Here is a 1,832-nt window from a genome sequence, read left to right on the forward strand (position 1 = left end):
GCGTTGTGTTAGACCACTTTGGATAAGTGTCCTGCACGCAGTACACGCGACGGGGCCCCGGTTGCGACAATTCCATCATCAGGAGAGATGGAGGTTGCAATGGAAGACGTGCTCACCCAGCTGACGAGGCAGTTCCTCCCGCAGATGACGGCTGCCGAGAAGAGCAGGGCCCTGAGATCGCTCAAGGCGCTGATAGACGCGGAGCTTTTCGAACTCGCGGCAAGCGAGGGGGCGGAAGACGATCCCGACAGAGCCTGCCCCTGGTGCGGCTCCCCGCATTACGTGAAGAGGGGGCGAGACGGGCGCGGCCGTCAGCGGTTCCTCTGCCGAGGGTGCGCCAGGACCTTCACCGACGCCACCATGCGCATCTTCTCCACCACCAAGCTCGACAGGTCGGCCTGGATGAGGTTCGCGGAGTGCCACGTGGACATGCTCCCGCTGCGCGAGTCGGCGGAAAAGTGCGGCGTGTGCCTCAAGACGGCGTTCTTCATGCGCCACAGGCTGCTCGAGGCCATGGCCAAGCGCATGCCCGCCTTCCGCGTGGAGGCCGGCGGCGGGGCCGAGCTCGACGAGTGCTTCTTCAGGGAGAGCTTCAAGGGAAACCGCTCCAGGTCGGAGTCCGGCATGCCCAGGAAGCCCCGCACAAGGTCGCAGGGAACCGACGGGCACGAGAAGATATGCGTGCTCACCGGCATCAACGACGCCGGCGACATCTTCTACGAGATCGCGGGGAGGGGCGGCCTCGACGAGGCGGCAGCCAGGGAGCTGCTCGCCGACAAGCTCGCGGTCGGCGCGATAATCTCGACGGACCGTGCGCACGTGTACCGCCGCGTCCTGCCCGCCCTCGGCGTCGGCGCGCACATCGCCAGCAAGAGGGAGGAGCACGCCATCAACAGGGTGAACAGCCTCCACTCCCAGATGAGGCACTTCATCGGCAGGTTCCGGGGTGTCTCCACGAGACGCCTCGAGAACTACCTCGCCTGGTTCAAGTGGACATGGTGCTTCAAGGTCCGCAGGAGCGCGGACGAGCTCGCCGAGCTCATAGTGAGGCAGGCAGCCCGCGGCACGTACGAGAAGACCTGGCGCCAGTACAAGGTGACCCCCTATCCGTTCTACGAGTACTGGATCAAGCAGGCGAAATGGGACTCGCGTGCGCGGAGGGCCATATACGGCGTGGCGTGATGTCCAGGGCGGTCTGGCGCAGCGCATCTGCGGCAAGCGCTGAAGTCGTGCCCCGATGCAAATAGCAACAGCTAGCGATATTCTTCGGGAACGTCGAAACCGTACTCACGGCATAGGAGCATGACATCGTGGGCGTCGTGCTCGTCATGCTGATAGCCCAAGTGAAACAACAGCTGGCTTTCGGGGTCGATGCACGACACCTCCACCTCGCCGATGCGCCCCCTCCCCGAAAAGACCTCCCCGGGAAAACGATCTCCCTGATACAGAATATCGCCATTCTCGGCGAAATCGAAGCAATGCAGGTCGACGATGCGCCCCGCCTCGTCTTGCCACACCGTGTGATCTTCGGTGGTGAAAGATGCAGCCACCTCGGAAAACCCCTCATCAGCAATTAGATCCACGAACCTTTGGTAATCCCCGCGCTGAACGAACAGGTCGATGTCGTTATGAGCCCTGGTCTCACGCCCGACAAGCGCATCGACGCCCCAGCCGCCATCAAGGTATACGCCAATGCCCGCACCTGCGGAAAGGCCGATTATCCAACACGCATCATCCTTGGTGACCATAGGAGCTCCTTCGCTTTCGCCTGCTATCTAAGCAAGAAAGATTATAGGAAAAGTCCCAGTATCCAAAGCGGTCTAACACAACGC

The 1,832-nt window shown here is 62.1% G+C and carries 2 protein-coding genes; one reads left to right on the plus strand and one right to left on the minus strand.

Features of this window, described 5'->3' with window-relative positions; translation table 11 throughout:
• Positions 1-99 precede the first annotated feature (99 nt).
• Positions 100-1,182, plus strand: a complete 1,083-nt coding sequence (locus DMP06_RS11185; protein ID WP_161957921.1) for an IS1595 family transposase — start codon at positions 100-102, stop codon at positions 1,180-1,182.
• Positions 1,183-1,253: 71 nt separating this feature from the next.
• Here DMP06_RS11185 and DMP06_RS11190 read toward each other — a convergent pair whose 3' ends face one another.
• A complete protein-coding gene (locus DMP06_RS11190) occupies positions 1,254-1,748 on the minus strand; it encodes a nucleotidyltransferase domain-containing protein (RefSeq protein ID WP_117635919.1) in 495 nt (164 codons plus the stop codon).
• Positions 1,749-1,832 lie beyond the last annotated feature (84 nt).

The organism is Slackia equolifaciens (genome assembly GCF_003725995.1).
In the GTDB taxonomy this organism is placed as follows: Bacteria; Actinomycetota; Coriobacteriia; order Coriobacteriales; family Eggerthellaceae; genus Slackia; species Slackia equolifaciens.